The organism is Pseudomethylobacillus aquaticus (assembly GCF_003730115.1).
GTDB lineage: Bacteria > Pseudomonadota > Gammaproteobacteria > Burkholderiales > Methylophilaceae > Pseudomethylobacillus > Pseudomethylobacillus aquaticus.
Genome location: NZ_RJVP01000001.1, coordinates 336,150 through 359,188, shown reverse-complemented (window position 1 = coordinate 359,188; position 23,039 = coordinate 336,150). Strand labels below are relative to the sequence as shown.

23 protein-coding genes and 1 tRNA gene are annotated in these 23,039 nt (G+C 57.7%); 15 read left to right on the top strand and 9 right to left on the bottom strand.

The window, feature by feature from the left end:
* Nucleotides 1-57 precede the first annotated feature (57 nt).
* Nucleotides 58-501: a DUF3429 domain-containing protein gene (locus ED236_RS01710; RefSeq protein ID WP_123236579.1), complete on the bottom strand. Its 444-nt coding sequence runs from the start codon at nt 499-501 to the stop codon at nt 58-60.
* Between the two features lie 262 nt (nt 502-763).
* Here ED236_RS01710 and ED236_RS01705 point away from each other — a divergent pair, with 262 nt between their 5' ends.
* Both ED236_RS01705 and ED236_RS12335 read left to right on the top strand, forming a co-directional pair.
* On the top strand, nt 764-2,248 hold the full coding sequence (locus ED236_RS01705) for a 3'-5' exonuclease family protein (protein ID WP_123236205.1): 1,485 nt from the start codon (nt 764-766) through the stop codon (nt 2,246-2,248).
* Between the two features lie 138 nt (nt 2,249-2,386).
* Nucleotides 2,387-2,638, top strand: a complete 252-nt coding sequence (locus ED236_RS12335) for a hypothetical protein (protein WP_148042228.1) — start codon at nt 2,387-2,389, stop codon at nt 2,636-2,638.
* 341 nt (nt 2,639-2,979) lie between these two features.
* On the opposite strand, the gene ED236_RS01700 is transcribed toward ED236_RS12335, so the two are convergent.
* Both ED236_RS01700 and ED236_RS01695 read right to left on the bottom strand, forming a co-directional pair.
* Nucleotides 2,980-3,489 carry a DUF3617 domain-containing protein gene (locus tag ED236_RS01700; protein ID WP_123236204.1) on the bottom strand — a complete coding sequence of 170 codons (510 nt, stop codon included), beginning with the start codon at nt 3,487-3,489 and terminating at the stop codon, nt 2,980-2,982.
* A 275-nt stretch (nt 3,490-3,764) separates the two neighbouring features.
* Nucleotides 3,765-3,840 (bottom strand) — tRNA-Lys (locus ED236_RS01695).
* Nucleotides 3,841-4,013: 173 nt separating this feature from the next.
* Here ED236_RS01695 and ED236_RS01690 point away from each other — a divergent pair.
* Nucleotides 4,014-5,645 carry an alpha-D-glucose phosphate-specific phosphoglucomutase gene (locus tag ED236_RS01690; RefSeq protein WP_123236203.1) on the top strand — a complete coding sequence of 544 codons (1,632 nt, stop codon included), beginning with the start codon at nt 4,014-4,016 and terminating at the stop codon, nt 5,643-5,645.
* A gap of 121 nt (nt 5,646-5,766) precedes the next feature.
* Here ED236_RS01690 and ED236_RS01685 read toward each other — a convergent pair whose 3' ends face one another.
* From ED236_RS01685 to iscX, 4 genes are all read right to left on the bottom strand, one after another.
* Entirely contained in the window at nt 5,767-6,246 is a 480-nt protein-coding gene (locus tag ED236_RS01685) for an EF-hand domain-containing protein (protein WP_123236202.1), read from the bottom strand.
* Between the two features lie 137 nt (nt 6,247-6,383).
* A complete protein-coding gene (locus ED236_RS01680) occupies nt 6,384-6,860 on the bottom strand; it encodes a retropepsin-like aspartic protease family protein (protein WP_123236201.1) in 477 nt (158 codons plus the stop codon).
* 57 nt (nt 6,861-6,917) lie between these two features.
* Nucleotides 6,918-8,354 (bottom strand): phosphomannomutase/phosphoglucomutase, encoded by a 1,437-nt coding sequence (locus tag ED236_RS01675; RefSeq protein ID WP_123236578.1) that lies wholly within the window; start codon nt 8,352-8,354, stop codon nt 6,918-6,920.
* Between the two features lie 153 nt (nt 8,355-8,507).
* Complete coding sequence (gene iscX, locus ED236_RS01670; RefSeq protein WP_123236200.1) at nt 8,508-8,699, bottom strand: Fe-S cluster assembly protein IscX; 192 nt, start codon at nt 8,697-8,699, stop codon at nt 8,508-8,510.
* Between the two features lie 463 nt (nt 8,700-9,162).
* On the opposite strand from iscX, the gene glyA reads away from it, so the two are divergent.
* The 5 genes from glyA (at nt 9,163) to ED236_RS01645 (ending at nt 13,596) form a co-directional block, all read left to right on the top strand.
* Nucleotides 9,163-10,407: a serine hydroxymethyltransferase gene (glyA, locus tag ED236_RS01665; protein WP_123236199.1), complete on the top strand. Its 1,245-nt coding sequence runs from the start codon at nt 9,163-9,165 to the stop codon at nt 10,405-10,407.
* A gap of 195 nt (nt 10,408-10,602) precedes the next feature.
* Nucleotides 10,603-11,094, top strand: a complete 492-nt coding sequence (gene nrdR, locus ED236_RS01660; protein WP_123236198.1) for a transcriptional regulator NrdR — start codon at nt 10,603-10,605, stop codon at nt 11,092-11,094.
* A 24-nt stretch (nt 11,095-11,118) separates the two neighbouring features.
* Nucleotides 11,119-11,547 carry a hypothetical protein gene (locus ED236_RS01655; protein ID WP_240031982.1) on the top strand — a complete coding sequence of 143 codons (429 nt, stop codon included), beginning with the start codon at nt 11,119-11,121 and terminating at the stop codon, nt 11,545-11,547.
* Nucleotides 11,548-11,645: 98 nt separating this feature from the next.
* On the top strand, nt 11,646-12,755 hold the full coding sequence (gene ribD / locus ED236_RS01650; protein ID WP_123236197.1) for a bifunctional diaminohydroxyphosphoribosylaminopyrimidine deaminase/5-amino-6-(5-phosphoribosylamino)uracil reductase RibD: 1,110 nt from the start codon (nt 11,646-11,648) through the stop codon (nt 12,753-12,755).
* 43 nt (nt 12,756-12,798) lie between these two features.
* Nucleotides 12,799-13,596, top strand: a complete 798-nt coding sequence (locus ED236_RS01645) for a TatD family hydrolase (protein WP_123236196.1) — start codon at nt 12,799-12,801, stop codon at nt 13,594-13,596.
* Nucleotides 13,597-13,741: 145 nt separating this feature from the next.
* Here the strand turns inward: ED236_RS01645 and ED236_RS12480 are convergent, their stop codons facing one another.
* Nucleotides 13,742-13,948 (bottom strand): hypothetical protein, encoded by a 207-nt coding sequence (locus tag ED236_RS12480; RefSeq protein ID WP_162299565.1) that lies wholly within the window; start codon nt 13,946-13,948, stop codon nt 13,742-13,744.
* 844 nt (nt 13,949-14,792) lie between these two features.
* On the opposite strand from ED236_RS12480, the gene mtnA reads away from it, so the two are divergent.
* On the top strand, nt 14,793-15,902 hold the full coding sequence (gene mtnA, locus ED236_RS01635) for an S-methyl-5-thioribose-1-phosphate isomerase (protein WP_123236194.1): 1,110 nt from the start codon (nt 14,793-14,795) through the stop codon (nt 15,900-15,902).
* A gap of 114 nt (nt 15,903-16,016) precedes the next feature.
* Entirely contained in the window at nt 16,017-16,673 is a 657-nt protein-coding gene (locus tag ED236_RS01630; protein ID WP_123236193.1) for a class II aldolase/adducin family protein, read from the top strand.
* A 41-nt stretch (nt 16,674-16,714) separates the two neighbouring features.
* On the opposite strand, the gene ED236_RS01625 is transcribed toward ED236_RS01630, so the two are convergent.
* Entirely contained in the window at nt 16,715-17,626 is a 912-nt protein-coding gene (locus ED236_RS01625) for an alpha/beta hydrolase family protein (RefSeq protein WP_148042227.1), read from the bottom strand.
* Between the two features lie 63 nt (nt 17,627-17,689).
* On the opposite strand from ED236_RS01625, the gene ED236_RS01620 reads away from it, so the two are divergent.
* The 5 genes from ED236_RS01620 (at nt 17,690) to ED236_RS01600 (ending at nt 22,983) form a co-directional block, all read left to right on the top strand.
* Nucleotides 17,690-19,321, top strand: a complete 1,632-nt coding sequence (locus tag ED236_RS01620; RefSeq protein ID WP_123236191.1) for a CTP synthase — start codon at nt 17,690-17,692, stop codon at nt 19,319-19,321.
* Between the two features lie 261 nt (nt 19,322-19,582).
* The gene (gene kdsA / locus ED236_RS01615; RefSeq protein ID WP_123236190.1) at nt 19,583-20,422 is read left to right on the top strand and encodes a 3-deoxy-8-phosphooctulonate synthase; all 840 of its coding nucleotides are present in this window, start codon (nt 19,583-19,585) and stop codon (nt 20,420-20,422) included.
* Between the two features lie 53 nt (nt 20,423-20,475).
* A complete protein-coding gene (gene eno / locus ED236_RS01610) occupies nt 20,476-21,762 on the top strand; it encodes a phosphopyruvate hydratase (RefSeq protein WP_123236189.1) in 1,287 nt (428 codons plus the stop codon).
* A 56-nt stretch (nt 21,763-21,818) separates the two neighbouring features.
* Nucleotides 21,819-22,154, top strand: coding sequence for a cell division protein FtsB (ftsB, locus tag ED236_RS01605; protein ID WP_123236188.1), 336 nt, complete (start codon nt 21,819-21,821; stop codon nt 22,152-22,154).
* A gap of 145 nt (nt 22,155-22,299) precedes the next feature.
* Entirely contained in the window at nt 22,300-22,983 is a 684-nt protein-coding gene (locus ED236_RS01600) for a hypothetical protein (RefSeq protein WP_123236187.1), read from the top strand.
* Nucleotides 22,984-23,039: the final 56 nt, after the last annotated feature.

Here is a 23,039-nt window from a genome sequence, read left to right as displayed (position 1 = left end):
GCGGTTTGGTGACCGATGCAGCGCTGACTTGAAGCCATACCGCAGCGTATTGTGTTGCTATAGCCTTAGCCCATTGCCGACTGCGATGGCGATACAGCCGATCAGGGTCAGCTGCATACGCAGCGGCCAGTACCAGCGCCATTGGTACAACCAGGCTTTGTGCCAGTATTCAAATATCAGCTGCGCTGCAAACCCAGTCACCAGCACTAAGGCCCCCATCAGGCTGGGTAGTGACAACGCCACCCAGGCCAGCAGGGCTGGCGTCACGCTCCAGACCAGCATGCCGTTGCGCTGCGCGCGGCTCAACGGCGCCGCCATCGCCAGGCCCCAGTAGATCGCCCCAACAAAACTCAGTATCACAGCAGCATACTGATTGAGCAGGTTTTGCCATAAACCACCATGGTGGGGGTCATAGGCCGCCATGCCCGCCGTCAGGATGAAAGGCAGCAGTCCGGCGTAACCGAGTAGTCTGGGCAGTAGAGGGTGGTCACTGGCGTGCATGGCGTTCCGTTCTTTCAGGGTTGAGGCGCGAATTCCATCATCGGATGGGCTGTTGCTAAAGAGTGTGGAACGCAGATTCAGTTCCGAATCTGAAATGATCAAATCCGCTTGCAGCGGCTGGCTGCTAAACGGCGCCGCTTTGTTATGATGCTGTGGCAATGATGATGCCATGGAACTCCCGGTTTTATCGCGCGTCATTGCCAACGTTAGCTTCGTCTGGCGTCTCGGCCTTTATCTAGCACCTATTTGCGTCAGGATCAGCATGTTGTTCGACCGTCCCGTCGTCTGTATCGACTTGGAAACCACGGGTGCCAGCCCGCAGCAGGATCGCATCACCGAGATCGGTCTGATCGAGATCTCGCCCGATGGCAGCCTGCAGGAGTGGAGCACGCTGATCAATCCGCAGACGCGCATCTCTGAGTTCATCGAGCGCCTCACCGGCATCAGCAATGCCATGGTGGCCGACGCCCCGCGTTTTGAGGATATCGCCGAGGAGCTGCAACAGCGGCTGCAGGGGCGCATCTTCATCGCCCATAACGCCCGCTTCGATTATGCCTTCATCAAGAATGCGTTCAAGCGCATGGATGTTCATTTCCGCGCTGACACGCTGTGCACAGTGCGTCTGTCGCGCAGACTCTACCCGCAGTATTTCAAACACAACCTGGACAGCCTGATCCAGCGCATGGGCATCACGACCGCTGCGCGGCACCGCGCCATGACCGATGCGCGCGTGCTGGTCGATTTCCTCGCCTGGATACAGCGTGACCACCCGCTGGAGACGCTGCGTGACGCCATACGCCAGGTGATGGCCAAACCGGCGCTGCCGCCGCACCTGCCCGAAGGACTGGTCGACGACATCCCGGATAGTCCCGGGGTCTACCTTTTTTATGGGGACCGCCATAACGGAGATCAGGCTACAGGCAAACAGGTCATGCCCTTGTACGTGGGCAAGAGCAATAGCCTGCGTGGCCGTGTGTTGTCGCATTTTTCAGGCGATCATCGCAGCACCAAAGAGTTGCGCATCTCACAACAGATCAAACACATCGAATGGCATGAGACGGCTGGTGAGCTGGGCGCGCTGTTGCTGGAAGCCCGGCTGGTGAAAGCGCTGCAGCCCGTGCACAACCAGCGGCTGCGCCGCGAGAACGACCTGTGCACCTGGCAGATGCTCACCAGAGAAGACGGACATAAAACGCTGGCCTTGCGTTATGCCGCAGACATCGACTTTGCCCTCACAGCTGACTTGTACGGCATGTTCACCTCGCAGCGGCAGGCCATCGAGATCTTGCGCAACCTGGCGGATGCGCATCGGCTGTGTCTGATTCAGCTCGGGCTGGAGAAGCCGTCGCGCGGCAAATCCACACCGTGTTTCGGCTATCAGATCAAGAAATGCCGTGGCGTCTGTGTAGGCAAAGAGCCTGCGCTGCAGCACGACCTGCGTCTCATGGAGGCACTGGCCAAGCTCAAGGTGCGTACCTGGCCTTATCCGGGTGCGGTGGCGGTGCGCGAGACCTTTGCTGGCAAACAGGAGTTGCACATCATCGATCGCTGGTCTTACCTGGGCACGGCGCGTGACGAAGCGGATATCGAGCACATCCTGTCTGGAAAAGCCGATCCGGTGTTCGATCTGGACACCTTCAAGATACTGTCGCGTCACCTGAATGGCGAAGCCGAGGTGCTGCCGCTCACCGGTTCAAATCGGCACGCGGCAGGCGCGCTGGATGACGCATTCCGCCAGGACAATTGACCTGATCAGCCGGGGCGTTGCTCGAACTTATTGGCGGATAAAAATTGCAGATAAATCATTGAAAGATAACTTAGGCCAATGGAAACTGAAATTGAAGTCGATGTAAGCTGTGATAGTAGATAAGTTAGCAGACTATGTTTGTTAGCTAGCAAGGAAATCATCACGGCTGAAAATACGATAGATCCAGGAACCAATGAAATCAGACCTGTTAATCTCAAAATCCCTTTTGATTCAACAATGAATCTAACCGCCATAAATGCAATCAAGAAGCTAATTAGGCTACTGCTAATAAATACCCAAGTCATTGTTGAGCTATTTGAGCCTTTGAAGAATGACAAAGAAATCACACTCACAACTGAAAACAGTATTCCTGAAGTGAATTTCATATGAGTTTTTGAAAGTAGCAGCAATGTCTTCAAAAATTGTGGGTTGACAATTAGGACAATTATCAAAGGCATAAGCCAGATAAATAACAATGGAGGTACAAGAAAAATTTTAAGATATTCCATCGTGTGACTCTTCGGAGTGTGTCCTGAATTTTATCTGAATGGGCTTGCGGTTAGCGGTTGGCATGCGCTCCTTTAACGTGATGCTAAACCGATTGAGGCCGCCTTTCCAGTTTGCAGAAGCATGGTCCATTTGTGACAGATGTTGGTCAGCGCTAGGTAGAATGCTTGAGCAATGCCTCATCATTATGATTGCAAGCCTGCCCCTGATCTCCAGCCCCGGATTCACTTGCCGTAGATGGGCACCCCTGCGTCACATTTTGCTTTCACCCATTTGCCGTTCACCCGGGTGGTCTGATCCACAGCGCCTATGCCGGGCGCCGAGCCGGTCATGACCCATTGCCCCTGATAGGTCGTGTCGTTCAACAGCACCATCTCAAAATTGCCGTTGGCCTTGAATTCGCCATTACAACTCAAGTTGCCCGTGAGCTTGTTAGCCGTACGCTGGTAGTTCTGAATCTGGCAGCTTTCATCCATGCCGGAAAAATCCGGCTTGTCCAGATCGGTCTGTTCCGGCGTCACGCATTGCTGAAACACCTGCGGTTTAGCAGCATCCGGAATCGCGATCCCGAACTGCTCCATCTGCGCGATCTGCTCCGCCGAGATCTCCGGCATGCCCGCGACCTGCATCTTCATAAGCACCTCCCACTGGCCCGGCCGGAGCTTGTCTGCAGCGAGCGCAGGGAGGGCGAGCAGGGCACCCAAAGTGAATGCAAAAAGCTGTGTGGATTTCATGAATTGACCTTTGTTCTAGGAACGGGTATCGCTTAACAGATGCGAATTAACTAATACTAACCTTAGCGACACCCCAACTACACAGAATGTTTCTCGATATGGTTTATTAAATGGTGGGGCAATTGATAGGCTGAACTAGAACAGTCTTGTTCAGTGTGGCCTGTACTTGATCGTTATGGCTAGTCATTCTGTTGCCAAAACCTCGGAATATTAGACAGCTGTCTAGTATTTTAGACAAACAAAAAGGCCTGCATCGCTGCAGGCCTTGTAAATACTGGTGGGAGATCGGGGGGTTGAACCCCGGACAAACGGATTAAGAGTCCGCTGCTCTACCAACTGAGCTAATCTCCCATACACGCCTATATTTTATCGTAAAATATAGTGGTGACGCCCCTGAAGTTTTGCTTCAGAGGCGCGCATTATCATGACAAACAGGCGACCTGTCAACCAGAACGTCCAGGCTGCATGCCGGGCTGGGCTGGTAGAGAACACGCACCGATAGAGAACCAGAAAGAGCCGTCGCTATGAGTATCCTGACAATCCCCACACAGCCTTTTTCCGATCAGAAGCCCGGCACTTCCGGTCTGCGCAAGAAGGTGCCACATTTCCAGCAGCAGCATTATCTGCAAAATTTCGTGCAGAGCATCTTCGATAGTATAGACGTGCCAGCAGGTGCCACACTGGCACTGGGCGGTGATGGCCGTTACTACAACCGTGAGGCCATCCAGATCATCCTCAAGATGGCCGCCGCCCATGGCTTTGCCAAGGTGCTGGTGGGGCAGGGCGGCATTCTGTCCACGCCAGCCGCTTCCTGTGTCATCCGTAAATTCAACACCTATGGCGGCATCATTCTATCGGCCAGCCATAATCCGGGTGGCCCAGCCGAGGATTTTGGCATCAAGTACAACACCGCCAATGGTGGCCCGGCACCGGAGAAGGTGACCGAGGCGATCTACGCGCGCAGTCGCGAGATCAGCCAATACCGCATACTGGATGCTCCGGATGTGGCCCTTGATGTGCTGGGATTGAGCCAGCTGGGTGATATGCAGGTGGAAGTGATCGACGCCGTGGCTGATTATGCCGACCTGATGGCTGAGTTATTTGATTTTTCTGCCATTCGTGCGTTGCTGGCTTCCGGCTTCCGCATCAAGTTCGATGCCATGCACGCGGTGAACGGCCCGTATGCACGCGAGATACTGGTGAACCGATTGGGGGCCCCGGCCGATAGCGTCATGAATGCGGTGCCGCTGGAAGATTTCGGTGGTGGTCACCCTGACCCCAACCTCACCTATGCGCACGAGTTGGTGGACATCGTTTATGGCGAGCATGCACCGGATTTCGGCGCCGCTTCCGATGGTGACGGCGATCGCAACATGATCCTGGGTCAGCGCTTCTTTGTGACGCCTTCGGACAGCCTGGCCATCATCGCTGCCAATGCCACGCTGATCCCGGCTTACCGCAACGGCATCGCCGGTGTGGCGCGTTCCATGCCCACCAGTGCAGCGGTGGACCGCGTGGCCGCGGCGCTGAATATCCCCTGTTACGAGACACCCACTGGCTGGAAGTTCTTTGGCAACCTCATGGATGCGGGCAAAGTGACCTTGTGTGGTGAAGAGAGCTTCGGCACCGGTTCCAGCCATGTGCGTGAGAAAGACGGTCTGTGGGCAGTGTTGTGCTGGCTGAACATCGTGGCGGTACGCCAGCAGTCGGTGGAAGCCATCGTGCGTGCCCACTGGGCGGAATATGGGCGTAATGTGTATTCACGTCATGACTACGAAGCGCTGCCGACGGAGGCGGCCAACGGCATCATGCAGCATCTGCGTGCACAGTTCGGTACATTGCCCGGCAGCACCTTGGGCTCTTATCAGGTGGCGAGCTGCGACGACTTCAGCTACACCGACCCCATCGACGGCAGCATCAGCAAGGCGCAGGGCATCCGTCTCCTGTTCACGGACGGGTCGCGTATCGTGTTCCGCCTGTCCGGTACTGGCACCGATGGCGCCACGGTGCGTCTGTATCTGGAAGCCTATGAGCCGGATGCCGCACGGCACTGTCTGGACGCGCAGGATGCCTTGTCCGAGATGATCCTGATCGCCGGCCAGGTCTCTGAGCTGCATGCCCGCAGCGGACGCGAGCAGCCGACGGTGATCACTTGAGGTCACGGTCAGGCATCATGCTGCGATGATCGTGCCGCCATGAGCCTGACCCGATGCAAAAATAAAAAAGGCCAGCATGTCTGGCCTTTTTTATCGGGTGTTGCGGGAAATGCGCGGTTGGCTAGCTGCCTACCTGACGCGACAACCATTCTTGCGGATTGATCTGCTTGTCGCTGTTCTTGTCCATGGTGGCGAACACGGATTGATGGAACTTGGTGAACTCGGCCTTGCTGATGATGTGGTCGGCATTGCTGTCCACCATGTCCATCAACTCGGTCTTGCGCAGCTCGCGACTGTAACCGCCGGTGCCCAGGCTGATCTCGTTGGCGCCCTTGGTGCCTGTCCATTCGTTCACATCCAGCGTGCCATTGCCGTTGGCGTCCAGTTCATCGAACACATGGCCGTAGTAGCCGTTGAATTCAGCCTGCGTGACCATGTGGTCACCGTTGTCGTCCAGCATCTTCATCATGCCGAGCTTTTTAAGTTCGATGTTGTAGCCGCCGGTGCCTACCATGGGGGCAGCCGTCGCCAGCAGGCCGAAGCCCAGGGTGGATAACAGGGTTGCCGTGATGATGGTGCTCTTGGTAAAAGTATTGCGCATGATAACCTCCTAAAAATAAAAGAAATTTTTTAACCGGTTAAACGATGCGATCGCAACACTTAGTCACGGCATGGAGGGATTACTTACAACTTATTTTGAAGATGCTGTGAAAAGCGGAGCTGTAAAAGGCGGCTTGCTCATTCTTCGACTTGACGTATGGTCATCTCGCCACGGAACAGGCGCACGTCCATGCGCGCCAGGAACGACATACCCAGCAGCACATCGCCATCCAGGCCGGGCGCGATCACCGCCGCCACATTGTCGGCCTGTATGCCACCCAGCTTCACGCTTTGTAGCCGCGTGGCATAAGCCACGACGGTGCCGTTGGCGGTGCTGGTGCGGATGGCATTGCGACGTTCCAGCCCCAATTGATCGGCCAGCCGTGACGAGATGGCCACGCCAGTGGCGCCGGTGTCCACCAGTACGTCGACTTTTTGCCCGTTGATGTAGGCCTCGGCGCGGTAGTGACCGTCCGGCCCGCGCTGCAGCACCACTTCACTGCCTGCACCCAGTGCCGCCGCCTTGTTGGGCTGCATCAAGCTGTCCACCAGATAGTAGATCAAGCCAGCCAGTGCCAGCCAGATCAGTGCGACGATGAGATTGTGACGTGACATGATGTTTTATGCCCTTAAGGCGGAGTTGGACGGCTTGCAGACGGATGTGCCATCGCCCTAAAAAGGCAGCTGCGCACTTGGCGCTGCCTGTGTCAGCACAGCGCGGAATTGGCTTTGTATGCGGGCCAGCGCGGACGGGTTGTCGGCTTCGAAGCGCAGCACGATCACGGGCGTGGTGTTGGAGGCGCGCATCAGCCCAAAGCCATCCGCATACTCCACGCGCAGGCCGTCGATGCGGATGATGTCGGTCGCGCCAGTAAAGCGGGCTCTTTGCTGCAATTGGGCGAGCAGGCGGTGCGGCTCACCTTCCTGCAGGGCGATATGCAGTTCCGGGGTGCTCAGGCTGTTGGGCAAGGCCATCAGCCGAGCGGTGCTGTCCGGGTCACGGCTGAGCAGTTCCAGCAGACGCGCACCCGCATACAGGCCATCGTCAAAGCCGAACCAGCGTGCTTCACCTGCCGCATTGCAGTCGTTGAAGAACAGATGTCCGCTCATCTCGCCACCCACGGCGGCAGCGGTTTCACGCATCTTGGCTTTCATGAGCGAGTGACCGGTCTTCCACATCACCGGCCTGCCGCCACGCTGCGCGATCCACGGCGCCAGCAGGCGCGTACATTTCACATCGAACACCACGCTGGCATCGGGCTGGCGTTGCAGTATGTCGTCTGCGAACAGCATCAACTGGCGATCCGGGTAGATGATCTCGCCCGATTTGCTGACCACGCCTAGTCGATCAGCATCGCCGTCGAAGGCCAGGCCGATCTCGGCATCGCCCTCGGCCAATGCACGCATCAGATCCTGCAGGTTTTCTGGTACCGAGGGGTCGGGATGGTGGTTGGGGAAATGCCCGTCCACCTCGCAATACAAAGCCTGTACTTGACAGCCCAGCGCCTCGAACAGGGCCTGCGCATACGCGCCGGCCACGCCGTTGCCCGCGTCGATGGCGACCTTCATGGGCCTGGCTAGCTGGATATCGTGCTTGATGTGCGCGTAGTAAGCGGGTGCGATGCTGGTGTGGCTGGCCTGGCCGTCGCCCGTGGTCAGGGCATTATCCAGAATGCGTTGATACAGGCGCTGGATCGTGGCCCCCGAAATGGCTTCATGCCCCAGTACGATCTTGAGGCCGTTGTATTCAGGCGGGTTATGGCTGCCAGTGACCATCACACCAGCGCCAGTGCCCAGATGTTCGGTGGCGAAATACAGCATGGGCGTGGTGAGCATGCCGAGTTGTATGGTCTCCACGCCACCGGCATGCAGCCCCGCCGTCAGCGCCGCCGCAAGGTTAGGCCCGGAAAGACGACCGTCATACGCGACACACAGACGCTGCTGGCCTATGGCGAGCGCCTCGGCGGCAATGGCGCGGCCGATCAGCATCACGCTGTCCACGGTCAGGCTTTTATCAACGATGCCACGGATGTCATACGCTTTGAAGATCTCGGCGGCGATAGCGGGCTTTGCGGCTTCCGTATGGCTGGCCGTGGCTTGATGGGCCATGGCCTGGTCGACTATAGCTTGGTCGACGGTGGCCTGGCCCGCCACAGGCTTGCTGACAGTCGCTGCATGTTCAGGAAGTTTGTTCTCAGGCGCAGACATGTGGCCAGGGCGAAACGATGTGCAGTGGGCTAGTGGTGCGGATCCGTGCCTGGCTTAGGCTTCATCTATCCAGGCTTGCTGGATCGCTTCCAGCACTTTTTCACCACCACGCTTATGGTCGTCGTCAAAACCGTCCAGCGCCACCACGTAATTGTGCAGGTCGGTGAAGCGTATGGTGCTTGGATCCACATCCGGGTGCTGGTCGTAGAGGGCTTCAGCGATCTGTTGAACGTCGGTCCATTTCATCTGCGTTTCCTTTTTGCCATGTCGGCTTTTGTTCGTTCTGGTGTCGATTTTACTGCGGAGCGCTGCAACCACGCGCAGTGGCGCTTGTCATCAGCTTGCGGAAGCTGATTATAGCCCGGCACTCGGCATGCAAGCCAAGGTATCGGGGCTGGTGTGGGCTGAGGATCAGGCGGGCGGAGTGCGTGCTAGAAAGAAAGATCCCGCTGCCGGGCTGAATCCGGACAGCGGGAGGAGAGCGCGGAGATAGCTCTTGTTACTACATTAGCAAATGCCGTGCCTGAAAAATAACCTTTTTTAATCAACTATATGGATAATTTGCATGCGTGTGATTGGGTGATAACCGCCACTTTGGGTGGTTGTTTTCAGCCAAGCGTCAGCCAGCGGCAGGATGTTGCCGACCACGACGCGAAACGGTCCCGCGTGTTAAAATCTTGTTCGTTATCAAGTCCTGGAATGATCAAACATGTTTAGTGTGGCAAAAACCTTGAATATCGCAGACCCGGAACTGTGGGGCTATGTGGAGGCGGAGCGTGTCCGCCAGGATCAGCACATCGAGCTGATCGCTTCGGAAAACTACACCAGCCCGGCGGTCATGCAGGTGCAGGGCTCGCAACTGACCAACAAGTATGCAGAAGGTTATCCAGGCAAGCGCTTTTACGGTGGCTGCGAGTTCGTCGACCAGGTCGAGCAGCTCGCCATTGACCGCGTAAAGAAGCTCTACGGCGCTGAATACGCCAATGTGCAACCGCACTCCGGCTCACAAGCGAATCAGGCCGTGTATTTCTCTATCCTCAAGCCAGGCGATACCGTCATGGGCATGAACCTGGGCCATGGCGGTCACCTTACGCACGGTTCCCCGGCCAACCTGTCCGGCAAGCTGTTCAATATCGTCGCCTACGGTCTGAACGACAAGGAAGAGATCGATTATGACGAGATGGAGCGTATCGCCATCGAAGCCAAGCCCAAGCTGCTGATCGGTGGCGCTTCTGCGTATGCGCTGCGTTTCGACTGGGCGCGCATGGCCGAGATCGCCAAGAAGGTCGGTGCTTATTTCATGGTGGACATGGCGCATTACTCCGGCCTGATCGCGGCGGGTGTGTACCCGAACCCGGTGCCGCATGCTGACTTCGTCACCTCCACCACGCACAAGACCCTGCGCGGCCCACGTGGCGGCATCATCCTGGCCAAGGCCGAGTTCGAAAAATCGCTGAATTCCAATGTGTTCCCTTCGCTGCAGGGCGGCCCGCTGATGCATGTCATCGCTGGCAAGGCCACGGCCTTTCTGGAAGCACTGCAACCCGAGTTCAAGACCTATCAGGAACAAGTGCTCAAGAACGCCAGCGTGATGGCGGAGACCCTGGCCCAGCGTGGCCTGCGCATCATCTCCGGCCGCACCGAGTCGCATGTGTTCCTGGTGGACCTGCGCCCCAAGGGCCTGACCGGCAAGGCCGCTGATGCCTACCTGGGTCTGGCGCATATCACCGTGAACAAGAATGCCATCCCCAACGACCCGGAAAGCCCATTCGTCACCTCGGGTATCCGCATCGGCTCGCCTGCCATCACCACGCGTGGTTTCAAGGAAGAAGAAGCGCGCCTGGTCGCCAACCTGATCGCCGACGTGTTGGACAAGCCGACCGACGAAGCCGTCATTGCGGCGACCAAGGCCAAGGTGCATGCACTGACTGCCCGTTTCCCGGTTTACGGATAAAGGCTGAGAAAAGTGAAAAGTGAAAAGTGAAAAGTGAAACGTACAGGCTGTGAAAGGTAAAAAGTAAAACGTGAAACGTAAAACCGTCGGATTGGAGCTATTGTTGAAAAGGTCACTACCCGATGGTTTTTCACATTTCACGTTTCACGTTTCACCTTTCACGGTTTCCCCCACACCTTTCACGGAAATTCAACAATGAAATGCCCCTTCTGCGGTGCCGACGACACGCAGGTCATCGATTCGCGTGTCAACGATGAAGGCGACAGTATTCGCCGCCGCCGTCGCTGTGCGCAATGTGAAAAGCGCTTCACTACCTACGAAACGGCCGATCTGCACATGCCGCAAGTGGTGAAGCAGAACGGCAATCGCGAGGAGTTCAGTCGTGACAAGTTGCGGCTTTCCTTCTCGCGTGCGCTGCATAAGCGTCCGGTGCCTACCGAATATGTAGACCGTGCCATCGAACACATCGCCCAAAAGTTGCTGGCCAAGGGCGAACGGGAAGTGATGGCGCGCGACTTGGGCGAGAGTGTGATGCAGGAGCTCAAACTCATGGATAAAGTGGCCTACATCCGCTTTGCCTCGGTGTACCGCAGCTTTCAGGATGTGGATGATTTCCACGATGTCATCCGCGACCTGGATCATCCGCAACGCGATGCGGAGCGGTTCCCCGCCAAACGTAAAGATTGAAGCGTAAAGACTGAAAGGTCAGCCATGGCGTCCGATCCTGAAAGCTCTGCAGCACAGCACGAGGTAGACAGCAGTTTCCGGTGGATACGCCTGGTCAGCGTGATCTCGGCCCTGATCGCCGTGCTGATCACCATCGCCTTCTTCAGTTGGTGGGCCATGAAAGACTGGTGGGTGTTCGGTGACCGCCCGTTCGACCAGGTGCAATGGATCACTGCCCAGCCTTCGGATGCGCAGCGCTGTTACCGTGGCGCCATGGCCTACGACCTCAAAACCCGTGTGTTGCGCCCTGGCATCCCGCGCGAGATGGTGACCGCCATCCTCGGGCGCCCCACCTGGGAAGATTTCCAGCAGATCGAATACGACCTCGGTCATTGCCTGTGGGACACCCACGGCCTCAGTCTGCAGTTCAATGCAGAGAACCGTTTGATACGCGCACGTATCGTCCAACACTGACGCCAGGACCAGCAATCGCCGATGTGCTTGCTAGCACTTGCCAGAGATACCTGCCAGCCTTGACACCTTTTAAAGCCCCGCCATGTTAAAGACCCGCCATGAGCAGCACTGCCATCTTTGATAACGACGACCTGCGCCACATGGCGCGTGCGCTGCAATTGGCACAGCAGGGTCTGTACACCACCACGCCGAACCCGCGGGTAGGCTGCGTGCTGGTCAAACACGGCCATGTGATCGCAGAAGCTGCGCATCTGCGTGCCGGTCATGGTCATGCCGAGGCGCTGGCCCTGCAGCAGGCGGGTGCGGCGGCAGTGGGTAGCACCGCCTACGTCACGCTGGAGCCCTGCAGCCACCATGGACGCACGCCACCCTGCGCGCAGGCTCTGATCACGGCCGGGGTCAGCCGGGTGGTAGCCGCCATGCAGGACCCCAATCCGCTGGTGGCAGGGCAGGGGCTGGCGGCATTGCGCGCGGCTGATATCGAGGTGTGCTGCGGTTTGCTGCAGGCCGAGGCCGAGGCGCTCAACCCGGGCTTCATCTCGCGCATGACACGTCAGCGTCCCTTCCTGCGCAGCAAGATCGCGGCCAGCCTGGATGGGCGTACCGCGCTCGCCAATGGACAGAGCCAGTGGATCACCAGTGCCGCCGCACGCGCTGATGTGCAGCACTGGCGGGCGCGTAGCTGCGCGATCCTCACCGGTGTGGATACCGTGTTGTACGACGACCCGCAAATGACCGTACGCACGTTGGAGATCGGTCGTCAGCCCTTGCGGGTGGTGGTGGATGGTCAGCTGCGTATCCGTCCCAGCGCCAGCATACTGCGTGGCAGCACGACATTGCTGGTGTATGCCCGCGATCCATCGAACAAAGCCGCCAGTCTGCAGTTGCCTGGGGTGGAGTTGCTGCAACTCGCGGGTGAAGATGACCATGTCAGCCTGCCGCTGTTGCTGCAGGCACTGGCGCAGCGTGGCATCAATGAAGTGCTGGTGGAAGCCGGCCAAACCCTCAATGGTGCCCTACAGCAGCAGCAACTCATCGACGAATACCTGCTGTATTACGCCCCCGTGCTGATGGGTAGCGGGGCGCGCGGCATGTTCGCCATGCCAGATCTCACCGACATGCAGCAAGGCGTGGCGCTCGATATTGTGGAACTGACCATGCTGACCCCTGATATCCGCATCCGCGCGGTGCCACGGCCTGCCAGTTAGTGTCAGATAGCCGTTCAGACAGGCTTACCTCATCCTTCCTATCATGCTGATCGATACCCATTGCCACCTGGACGCTGCCGAATTCGATGATGACCGTGATGCGGTGGTCGCAGCAGCCCTCGCGGCCGGGGTAGACCTGATCGTGGTGCCTGCGGTCGAGTTCGCCAATTTCGATACGGTCACCGCGCTCGCGCAGCGCCATCCGCGCTGTGTGCATGCACTGGGTATCCATCCCATGTACGTGGACAAAGCGCAGCCGGAACACCTGCAACAACTGGCCGTCAGGCTGGCAGAAGGCCATGTGGTCGCCGTAGGGGAGATCGGACTGGATTTCTTCGTCACCCAGCACAACCGCGCGCAGCAGGAATACTATTTTGTGGAGCAGCTCAAACTGGCACAGCGCTACGACCTGCCGGTGATCCTGCATGTGCGGCGCGCCGTGGACGAGGTGCTGAAGTTCCTGCGTCGCTACCCGGTGCGTGGTGGCATCGCCCATGCCTTCAACGGCAGCCAGCAGCAGGCCGAGGCTTTCATCAAGCTAGGCTTCAAACTGGGCTTTGGCGGTGCCATGACCTATCCGCAGGCCTTGCGCATACGCGCGCTGGCGCAGAATCTGCCGCTGGACAGCCTGGTGCTGGAGACGGATGCGCCGGATATCCCGCCTGCATGGCTGGGGAGAGCGGGCCGAAATGCCCCTCTGGAACTTCCGGAAATCGCCGCTGTCCTGGCCGCCTTGCGCGCAATCGATCTGGCTGAAATCCTTGCTACGACTGGCTCCAACGCCTGTTCTGCCCTGCCGAAAATAGCTGACTTATACACACCACCTGACGCATCACTTTAACTTTGTTCAAAAAACCATAGCAATCCAATGACATACAGTAAGCCATTGTTTTATATAAGTTAAAAGCAAGATTAAAAATTAGGCGAAAATAAAAAATGCTTTTGAAAGCATGAGTTACAGTTTCAAGTCACAATTATTCACAAAGTTATCCACAGAAATTGTGGATAGCAAACCGACGCAATATCTGCGCACCATTACTTTTAATCTCAATGCTTGTTGTGATTGATTTTGGCCTAAGCCCAAACCCCGGCGCGCTGATCTTCATCATGGGCAGCAAGGCCTGGCGCAGATGCTTTATGCCAGCTTCAGCCGCGAGTGGCGCGTTCGTGCAGGCGATCTTGATGTAAAACATGCCGGACCTGGTGCTTGGCATGCGGTTTCAAGGGGCAGGCTGACACAGGTGGTCAAGCTGCGTCAGTCATCATTGGGTGAAGCTGGTCGCTGTTCCGTCCTGATCATTGAAATGCTTTCGCCACATGTTCATCGTCCAGCTGCGGGATGCATTGACAATCCGGCATAGCCCAAACTAGGTGCGCGAGAGGGCTGCATTCATGTGTGCTGTTTCGCGCTGGCTTTTAAAAAGCCGAGTCGGTTATCTGCACATCGGGGCAATTGCTTAAGCGGAACCTAGGGCCTTGGACATTGTTTGGCTGCTGCCATGTAAAGCGATAACAACAAACGGCCACAAGTGCATCGCGAGCCTGATGAAGGTTGAAAAGCACACTATGACTGGCTTTGAGGCGTGATCTAGCCTGGGATTCAGCATGGTTTATGCACACGAGCTTAAGCAATACTTTAAATGTTGAAGATAAATTGCCATGCAAATAAAAATATTGTTAATCCATTGATTATTATCAATTAAATTATTTCGCCTAAAATTTAAGCGTTATTAAAAAATGCTTTTGAAAGCAATAGTTACCGATTTAAGTCACAAGCATTCACAAAGATATCCACAGAAAATGTGGATGTGCTTAATCGACCTGAACGGCCATGTTGGTGTGATCGCGTGATTGACGCGTATTGAACTGGCGGATTTCCTTTGAAAATGTTTTCAACTGCACTGATTGTTTCATCCTGACTGGTTTGCCTGGTGTATTACACTGGAGGCGAACGAGCCGGCTAAAGCGCCTCGCTGGATCTGTACTTTCAAGGTGGATTCAGCCATCTCCAATCGCTAATTTATGAAGTGACTGATAGTGAACATCAAACAACAATCCTTTCGCACCATTTGGCCTGTGGCAGATGGCCAAGCTGTCGACATCCAGGCTGTTGAGGTCATAGACCAGACCTCTCTCCCGCATGAATTTCGCATCGTGCGCATCACTACGCTGCAGGCGATGATCCATGCCATCCGCACCATGCAGGTACGCGGTGCGCCGTTGATCGGCGCCTCTGCTGCATACGGCATGGCGTTGGCTAGCAAAGCCTCGGCAGAGGATGCGGCGCTTGCAGCGGCGGCCCAGGCTTTGCTGGCCAGTCGGCCCACGGCGGTCAACCTGCGCTGGGCGGTGCAACGCATGCTGCAGCATCTGCTGGCTTTGCCTGTACAAGAACGACGTGACGCAGCCTGGCAGGAAGCGGCCGTCATCTGCGATGAGGATGTGGCGCTGAACAAGGCCATCGCTGCGCATGGCCTGGGCCTGCTGCGCGCGATCGCCGTTACGCGCCAGTCTGCAGGCGTGCTGAATATCCTCACACATTGCAATGCCGGCTGGCTGGCGACGGTGGACTGGGGCACCGCGCTGGCACCTGTGTATGCGGCGCATGAGGCTGGCATGCAGGTGCATGTGTGGGTGGACGAGACACGTCCGCGCAATCAGGGCGCCAGCCTGACCGCCTGGGAGTTGGGGCAGCATGGCGTGCCGCACACGGTGATCACCGACAATGCCGGTGGCCATCTGATGCAGCATGGTCAGGTGGATGTGGTGATCGTTGGCGCGGATCGCGTGAGTGGCGCGGGCGACGTTTGCAACAAGATCGGTACCTACCTCAAGGCACTGGCGGCGCACGACAACCAGGTGCCGTTCTATGTGGCGGTGCCATCACCCACCATCGATTGGCAGATCGTCGATGCGCAGCGTGACATCACTATCGAGGAACGCGATGCAGACGAGGTCGGTTTTATGCAGGGACGGCTGGATAATGGCGAGCTGGCACGGGTCAGCCTGCTGCCGGAGGGCAGTGCGGTCGCCAACCCGGCATTCGATGTGACCCCAGCGCGACTGGTGACCGGTATCATCACCGAACGCGGCGTGTGCAGTCCGGCTCAGTTGGTGGCACTGTTTGAGCAACCGGTTAATGGCTGATGGATTGAACGGCTGTTCTGAAAATCGCAAGATGATGATGCCCACCACCGCTAGCCAGCCCAGTCTCGGGCTAGCCATTTACAAACCATCAGGACTGCAGATGTGAGGTATGACATGAGTCAATTGCGCGAACAATTATTGCAAGTCACGCGCGCCTTGAGCGAGCTCGGACTCAACCGCGGCACCTCAGGCAACGTCAGCGTGCGGGATGGTCACGGCATGCTGGTCACGCCCAGCGGCATGGCGGTGGAGCTGATGACCCCGCATGACATGGTGTGGATGGACATGCAGGGCAATGTGAGCAGCAAATCCAATGGCAGTGACAAAGCCAAGCCCACCAGCGAGTGGCGCTTCCATCGTGACATTCTGCAGGCACGCCCGGAAGTGCATGCCGTGGTGCACACCCACTCCAGTTTTGCGACCACGTTGGCCTGCCTGCGGCGGGACGTGCCTGCGTTTCATTACATGATCGCGGTGGCTGGCGGTGATGACATCCGTTGTGCGCCTTACGCATTGTTCGGTTCCCAAGCGCTTTCCGATGCTGCGTTGTCAGCGTTGAGCGAGCGACGTGCCTGCTTGTTGGCCAACCACGGCATGATCGCGGTCGGTGCCAGCCTGCCACAGGCACTGGCGCTGGCGGTGGAGGTCGAGAATCTGTGCGAGCAGTATTGGCGTGCCTTGCAGCTCGGTGAGCCGCATCTGCTCAGCGCTACAGAGATGCAGGCCGTGCATGTGCAGTTTCAGGGCTACGGTAGTTGGAAGTCTTCCTGATGCCTGCCTGACTCAAGCCGGGTTGGGGAGCAAGCGCGTCGCTATTTGAACTGGGATTGCATGCCTTGCGCAGACGGCATGTTGCTGCAACGGCCATCCGCCTGACGCGCCTGCAGAAACGCCAGCACGCTGGACAGCGTGAGCCGCTCGGTCTTGCCCGAGAAACCACGCCCGGCAAAGTGCATATGCGTTGCGCCGTCTATCACCCCCAGCCATTTGCAGCCCGCCTGCATGTTGGCGTAGGGCAGGGTGCGTGATTGCCAGCCGCCTTCCAGCGCATCGTCGCGGGTGCCGGTCAGGCTGAGTACGGGGGCGTTGATCTGTGCCCAGGCGTTTTCCGGGAAGATACTACCCGGCCCCTGCGGCGACAGCGCCACATAAGCCTGCATGCGGTTCTTGCCGGAGATGCCCATTGCGTTGATTGCTCCAGCTTCCATCATGGTGGTGGCCGCGCCCATGGAGTGGCCGATCAGCACCCTGTCCGGCGGTGCCTGGCCGCAGTGCTGGCTTGCCCAGGCCAGTGCGGTGTCGATGTCCATGAGGCGGTAACGGTAGGCATCGGCATCCGTGGTCAAGGCCAGCAATCCGGCTTTGAGGCCAGCCTGTTTGATGCGTTGCTTGAGCGCGGCAGGGCCGCTTTCCTCATGGCCCATCACTAGCGCCAGCCAACCAGACCTGGCCAGGCCGTCGGCCAGGTAGGCGAGCTCTTCTACATCGCCACCGGCCCCAGGCGAGAGCAGCGCAAGCCGTTCACAGCGGGTGCCAGCAGGCGAATAGACGCGTGCGGGCATGGTGTGCTGGTCGGCGCGTTGCAATGCCAGGGTTTCGACGGTGACAGCCGCTTGGGCGCGCGCGGCGAAGAAAGCGAACAGCATCAACAGGCTAGCGACCGAGGCAGGTTTTATGGTGCTGGATGTGCGGTACTTAGGCGGTAGATAGTCGGCTCGCTTCATTGTCGCTCCCCCCTGTTTCGGGTAAAATTTACTCCCGTCCGCAACGTCCATAAAGTTTCATTCATGACCAAATATGTATTCGTCACAGGCGGGGTGGTTTCCTCCTTGGGTAAGGGCATTGCCGCCGCCAGTCTGGGGGCGATACTCGAGTCGCGTGGTATCAAAGTCACCATGCTCAAGCTCGACCCTTATATCAACGTCGACCCCGGTACCATGAGCCCGTTCCAGCACGGTGAAGTGTTCGTCACCGACGACGGCGCCGAGACCGATCTCGACCTCGGCCACTATGAGCGCTTCATCAGCGCACGCATGGCCAAGCGCAACAACTTTACCACGGGCCAGATCTACGAAACCGTGATCAAAAAAGAACGTCGTGGTGAATATCTGGGCAAGACCGTGCAGGTCATCCCGCACATCACCGACGAGATCCAGCATCACATCAAGCGCGGTGCCGAAGGCGCCGATGTAGCCATCGTCGAAGTCGGTGGTACGGTAGGTGATATCGAATCGCTGCCATTCCTGGAAGCCATCCGCCAGATGGGCATACGCGAAGGCAAGGGCAATGCCTGTTACATCCATCTGACGTTGCTGCCGTGGATCCCCACCGCTGGCGAACTCAAGACCAAGCCTACCCAGCACTCGGTGAAAGAGTTGCGCGAGATCGGTATCCAGCCGGATATCCTGCTGTGCCGCGCCGACCGCTCGATTCCGGATGACGAACGCGCCAAGATCGCACTGTTCACCAACGTGGCGCCCGAGGCTGTGATCTCGGCCATCGATGCCAGCTCCATCTATGCCATTCCCGGCCTGCTGCATGATCAGATGCTGGATGAGATCGTCTGTCACAAGCTGGGCATTCTGGCCAAGGCGGCCGACCTGTCCAGCTGGAAGAAGATCGTCGATACCCTGGCTTCACCCCGTGAGGAAGTGAACGTGGCCTTTGTCGGCAAGTATGTCGACCTGACCGAATCCTACAAATCGCTGACCGAAGCGCTGATACACGCCGGTATCCATACCCAATCCAAGGTACGCATCCATTACATGGATTCCGAGGATATCGAACAGAACGGCACCGATGCCCTGAAGCCCATGGATGCCATCCTGGTGCCCGGTGGTTTCGGCAAGCGCGGTACCGAAGGCAAGATGGCTGCGATCCGCTATGCGCGCGAAAGCAAAAAGCCTTACCTGGGCATCTGCCTGGGCATGCAGCTGGCCGTGATCGAGTTCGCACGTAACGTGGCCGGCCTGACCGATGCCAACAGCACCGAATTCAATGCAGACACCCCGCACCCACTGGTCGGCCTGATCACCGAATGGCAAGACGCCAGCGGCAAGGTCGAGAAGCGTTCGGAAGACTCTGACCTGGGTGGCACCATGCGCCTGGGTGCACAAAGCTGTCCGGTCCAGCCGGATACGCTGGCTGCGCAGATCTATGGCAAGGCCGTCAACGAACGTCACCGTCACCGTTATGAGGTCAACAATCACTATGTGGAACAGCTCAAGCAGGCTGGTCTGGTGATCTCGGCGCGCACGCCCACCGAAGAGCTGTGCGAGATGATAGAACTGCCACAGGACGTACACCCCTGGTTCGTGGCCTGCCAGTTCCACCCGGAGTTCACCTCTAACCCGCGCAGCGGCCACCCGCTGTTCAAGGCCTATGTGGAAGCCGCACTCAAGTCCAAAGGAAGCAAATAATGCAGCGATGCGGTTTTGAAGTCGGCCTGGAACAGCCTGTGTTCCTGATCGCGGGTAGCGCAGCCGGAGCGCTGAGCCTCGGCACGTGCGACCGCGCAGGCAAGCCTGGCCCGGCATGGAGAACATTTAAATGAAGCTATGTGGTTTTGAAGTCGGTCTGGAACAGCCTTTATTCCTTATCTCGGGTAGCGCAGCCGGAGCGCGGAGCCTCGGCACGTGCGACCGCGCAGGCAAGCCTGGCCCGGCATGGAGAACATTTAAATGAAGCTATGCGGTTTTGAAGTCGGTCTGGAGCAGCCTTTATTCCTTATCGCCGGGCCTTGTGTGATCGAGTCACAGCAGATGGCGATCGACACGGCGGGCCAATTGAAAGAGATGACCAGCAAGCTGGGCATCAACTTCATCTATAAATCCTCGTATGACAAGGCCAATCGCAGCTCCAACAAGACCTTCCGGGGGTTTGGGGTGAGCGAAGGCCTGAAGATCCTGGATGAAGTGCGTCGTCAGATCGGCGTGCCTATCCTGACCGATGTGCATACCGAAGAACAAGTGCCGGAAGTGGCGTCCGTGGTCGATGTGTTGCAGACGCCGGCATTCCTGTGCCGTCAGACCGATTTCATCACCGCCTGTGCGCAATCCGGCAAGCCAGTGAACATCAAGAAGGGCCAGTTCCTGGCGCCAGGCGACATGCGCAACGTGGTGCAGAAAGCCAAGGAAGCCAATGGTGGCGCGGATACCATCATGGTGTGCGAACGCGGTGCTTCTTTCGGTTATAACACCCTGGTGTCCGACATGCGTGGCCTGGCCATCATGCGCGAGACCCACTGTCCTGTCGTGTTCGATGCGACGCATTCGGTGCAGCAACCGGGCGGGCAGGGCGACAAGAGTGGTGGTCAGCGCGAGTTCGTGCCGGTGCTGGCACGTGCAGCGGTAGCCAGTGGTATCGCTGGCATTTTCATGGAGACCCATCCGGACCCGAGCAAGGCATTGTCGGATGGCCCGAATGCCTGGCCCTTACCCAAGATGCAGGCCTTGCTGGAAGTACTGATCGACCTTGACCGTCTGGTCAAGCGTGCGGGTTTTATTGAGCAGACGTTGTAATGCTTTCAAGCGATTTATTTTAATTTTCAAGAGAAAACAGGGTAGGAGCTAACATGAGTGCAATCGTAGACATTATCGCCCGTGAGATCATGGATTCGCGCGGCAACCCCACCGTAGAAGCCGATGTGTTACTGGAATCCGGCGTCATCGGCCGTGCTGCTGTGCCTTCCGGTGCATCCACCGGAACCAAGGAAGCCGTCGAGCTGCGTGACGGCGATAAATCCCGCTATCTGGGCAAGGGCGTGCTGCAAGCCGTTGAGAACGTCAACACCGAGATCGCGGAAGCCATCATTGGCCTCGACGTTGAAGAACAAGCCTTCATCGACAATACCCTGATCGAGCTGGATGGTACCGAGAACAAGGCGCGTCTGGGTGCCAACGCCATCCTGGCGGTGTCCATGGCCTGCGCACGCGCTGCGGCTGAAGAGACCGGCCTGCCACTGTACCGTTATCTGGGTGGTTCCGGTGCCATGCAATTGCCTACCCCGATGATGAACATCATCAACGGTGGCGCACACGCTGAAAACAGCGTGGACATGCAGGAATTCATGATCATCCCGGCTGGCCTGCCTACCTTCCGTGACGCACTGCGCGCCGGTGCCGAAGTGTTCCATGCACTGAAGAAGATCCTGCACAAGCAAGGTCTGGCCACCACCGTGGGTGACGAAGGCGGTTTTGCGCCTGACCTGCCATCCAACGAATCCGCCATCCAGTACATCCTGGAAGCCATCACCGATGCAGGCTACGAGCCTGGTGTGGATATCTTCCTGGGTCTGGATTGCGCCAGCTCCGAGTTCTACAAGGACGGCAAGTATCAACTGGAATCCGAAGGCCGTGAACTGACCTCTGCGCAATTCGTGGATTACCTGGCGGCCTGGGCAGACAAATACCCCATCATCTCCATCGAAGATGGCATGAGCGAGCATGACTGGGATGGCTGGAAGCTGCTGACCGACCGTCTGGGCAAGCGCGTGCAACTGGTGGGTGACGACCTGTTCGTGACCAATGCCAAGATCCTGCGCGAAGGCATCCAGAAGGGGGTAGGGAATTCCGTGCTGATCAAGGTGAACCAGATCGGTACGCTGACCGAGACCTTCGAGACTATCGAAACCGCCAAGCGCGCGGGCTACACCTCGGTGATCTCGCACCGTTCCGGCGAGACCGAAGATACCACCATCGCCGATATCTCGGTCGCCACCAATGCACTGCAGATCAAGACCGGTTCCTTGTCCCGCTCCGAGCGTATCGCCAAGTACAACCAGTTGCTGCGTATCGAGGAAGAGCTGGGCGATGCCAGTAGCTATGCTGGCATCGGTGCGTTCTACAATATCAAGCGTTAATACCTCGCTTGATATCAATCGATGGCATCCAACGTTCAACCTGACCGTGCATTGTTTTGCGTACGCTGTCGCTGATCTTTGTGCTGCTGATCGCCCTGCTGCAGTATCCACTGTGGCTGGGCAAAGGCGGCTGGCTACGCGTATGGGATCTGGATCAGCAGATCGCCGAACAGCAGCAGAAGAATGACAAGCTGAAGGCGCGCAACGAGGCACTGGATGCCGAGGTGCGCGACCTCAAGCAGGGCTATACCGCGATTGAAGAGCGCGCGCGTAGCGAGTTGGGCATGGTCAAGGAAGACGAAGTGTTCTATCAGCTGTCCCAGCCAGAATCGTATCTGTTGGATCAGCCTGCCAAACCGGCAAGTGCTCCGGCTGCCAGCGCAGTTCCTTAGCCCAATGTAGTCCCTTAGCGAAGCCTGGAAAACGCCTGAGTCGAATCAGGCCTTGTGAGCGTAGACAGCTTCGTCATGCTGGTAGGGTAATGGCTTTGGTGACAGCTTCATGAAACTGTCATCTGGCTGCGGCTAAATCCCGCCTATGCTACGTTCCTTGTTTTTCTCCATTGCCTTGCTGCTGAGTGCGTCCGCGCATGCGGCGCGTCCATTCGTCACGGACGATGCCCGCCTGACCCGAGCCGGTGGCTGCCAGCTTGAAAGCTGGACGCGGCTGTATTCGAACAGTAGCGAACTGTGGGCGCTACCGGCCTGCAATCCTGGCGGCAATCTGGAAGTGACCTTGGGCACTGGCTTGTCCAGGCAACACGGAGCTGGCACCACGGCGGATTATGTGTTGCAGCTGAAGACCTTGTTCAGGGAGTTGCAGCCGAATGGTTGGGGCATCGGCATCGCCGCCGGTGTGATCTCGCACCCGGAGGCCTCGCCTGGGCCTAACCAGCTTGGTAATCGCTATCTGTACATCCCGTATTCGGCATCATTCATGGACGATGCACTGGTGATCCATCTCAATCTGGGCGTGTTGCGTGACCGCGAGACGGACAGACACAGCGCCACCTGGGGCAGCGGCGCGGAACTGGCATTGACACCACGTCTGAGCGGCGTGGCAGAGATGTATGGCGATGATAGAGGTGGCAGGTTCTATCAGACTGGCTTGCGTTATAGCGTGATCCCGCAACTGTTACAGCTGGATAGCACGGTGGGGCAGCGCGTGGATGGTATGCGCGATGATGCCTGGCTGTCATTCGGCCTGCGCTATACACCATAGCGCTATACACCATAGCTTAACAGCATAGACTTAACACCATAGTCACGCCATGAACC

Coding starts and splice junctions, on each gene's coding strand:
- nrdR (WP_123236198.1), top strand. CDS start 10,603: ATGAAATGCCCCTTCTGCGGTGCCGACGACACGCAGGTCATCGATTCG.
- ED236_RS01700 (WP_123236204.1), bottom strand. CDS start 3,489: ATGAAATCCACACAGCTTTTTGCATTCACTTTGGGTGCCCTGCTCGCC.
- eno (WP_123236189.1), top strand. CDS start 20,476: ATGAGTGCAATCGTAGACATTATCGCCCGTGAGATCATGGATTCGCGC.
- ED236_RS01655 (WP_240031982.1), top strand. CDS start 11,119: ATGGCGTCCGATCCTGAAAGCTCTGCAGCACAGCACGAGGTAGACAGC.
- ED236_RS01710 (WP_123236579.1), bottom strand. CDS start 501: ATGCACGCCAGTGACCACCCTCTACTGCCCAGACTACTCGGTTACGCC.
- ribD (WP_123236197.1), top strand. CDS start 11,646: ATGAGCAGCACTGCCATCTTTGATAACGACGACCTGCGCCACATGGCG.
- ED236_RS01705 (WP_123236205.1), top strand. CDS start 764: ATGTTGTTCGACCGTCCCGTCGTCTGTATCGACTTGGAAACCACGGGT.
- ED236_RS12480 (WP_162299565.1), bottom strand. CDS start 13,948: ATGTTTTACATCAAGATCGCCTGCACGAACGCGCCACTCGCGGCTGAA.
- kdsA (WP_123236190.1), top strand. CDS start 19,583: ATGAAGCTATGCGGTTTTGAAGTCGGTCTGGAGCAGCCTTTATTCCTT.
- ED236_RS01645 (WP_123236196.1), top strand. CDS start 12,799: ATGCTGATCGATACCCATTGCCACCTGGACGCTGCCGAATTCGATGAT.
- ED236_RS01620 (WP_123236191.1), top strand. CDS start 17,690: ATGACCAAATATGTATTCGTCACAGGCGGGGTGGTTTCCTCCTTGGGT.
- ED236_RS01600 (WP_123236187.1), top strand. CDS start 22,300: ATGCTACGTTCCTTGTTTTTCTCCATTGCCTTGCTGCTGAGTGCGTCC.
- ED236_RS01630 (WP_123236193.1), top strand. CDS start 16,017: ATGAGTCAATTGCGCGAACAATTATTGCAAGTCACGCGCGCCTTGAGC.
- ED236_RS01685 (WP_123236202.1), bottom strand. CDS start 6,246: ATGCGCAATACTTTTACCAAGAGCACCATCATCACGGCAACCCTGTTA.
- ED236_RS01680 (WP_123236201.1), bottom strand. CDS start 6,860: ATGTCACGTCACAATCTCATCGTCGCACTGATCTGGCTGGCACTGGCT.
- glyA (WP_123236199.1), top strand. CDS start 9,163: ATGTTTAGTGTGGCAAAAACCTTGAATATCGCAGACCCGGAACTGTGG.
- iscX (WP_123236200.1), bottom strand. CDS start 8,699: ATGAAATGGACCGACGTTCAACAGATCGCTGAAGCCCTCTACGACCAG.
- ED236_RS01625 (WP_148042227.1), bottom strand. CDS start 17,626: ATGAAGCGAGCCGACTATCTACCGCCTAAGTACCGCACATCCAGCACC.
- ED236_RS01690 (WP_123236203.1), top strand. CDS start 4,014: ATGAGTATCCTGACAATCCCCACACAGCCTTTTTCCGATCAGAAGCCC.
- ED236_RS01675 (WP_123236578.1), bottom strand. CDS start 8,354: ATGGCCCATCAAGCCACGGCCAGCCATACGGAAGCCGCAAAGCCCGCT.